This is a genomic window from Blautia sp. DFI.9.10, from assembly GCF_024461705.1.
In the GTDB taxonomy this organism is placed as follows: Bacteria; Bacillota; Clostridia; order Lachnospirales; family Lachnospiraceae; genus Blautia_A; species Blautia_A fusiformis.
Genome location: NZ_JANGAA010000053.1, coordinates 1 through 806, shown reverse-complemented (window position 1 = coordinate 806; position 806 = coordinate 1). Strand labels below are relative to the sequence as shown.

The following is an 806-nucleotide window of genomic DNA, read 5'->3' as shown; positions in this document are numbered from 1 at the left end:
ACGTAAGGAGAGCGGGAGCCGGGAATGGAAAGCCCGGTACAAGCGAGGTACCAGTCACATAGGAAAATCCGTGTGGCAATGGGAAGACGTGATGTGGAGCGAAGATTAGTAGCGAAGCCCGTGAGCCATGCGTCAAGAAAAGCCGCTATCGTTCATATTGTACCCGTACCGTAAACCGACACAGGTGGATGAGGAGAGAATCCTAAGGCCGGCGGAAGAAGTATTGCCAAGGAACTCGGCAAAATGGCCCCGTAACTTAGGGAGAAGGGGTGCCTGCGAGAGCAGGCCGCAGAGAATAGGCTCAAGCAACTGTTTAGCAAAAACACAGGTCTATGCGAAACCGAAAGGTGAGGTATATGGGCTGACGCCTGCCCGGTGCTGGAAGGTTAAGAGGAGAGGTCAGACGTAAGTCGAAGCTTTGAATTTAAGCCCCAGTAAACGGCGGCCGTAACTATAACGGTCCTAAGGTAGCGAAATTCCTTGTCGGGTAAGTTCCGACCCGCACGAAAGGCGTAATGATTTGAGCGCTGTCTCGGCAATACATCCGGTGAAATTGAAGTGCCAGTGAAGATGCTGGCTACCCGCGCCAGGACGGAAAGACCCCATGGAGCTTTACTCCAGTTTGGCACTGGGGTCCGGTGTTGCATGTACAGGATAGGTGGGAGGCTGAGAAACGGTAACGTCAGTTGCCGCGGAGCCGCTGTTGGGATACCACCCTTGTGATATTGGGCTTCTAACCAGCCGCCGTGATCCGGCGGTGGGACAATGCCAGGCGGGGAGTTTGACTGGGGCGGTCGCCTCCGAAA

The 806-nt window shown here is 54.8% G+C and carries 1 rRNA gene; it reads left to right on the top strand.

Going from position 1 to position 806, the window contains the following annotated elements:
• Positions 1–806 (top strand): 23S ribosomal RNA (locus NE671_RS15690); the annotation flags it as partial.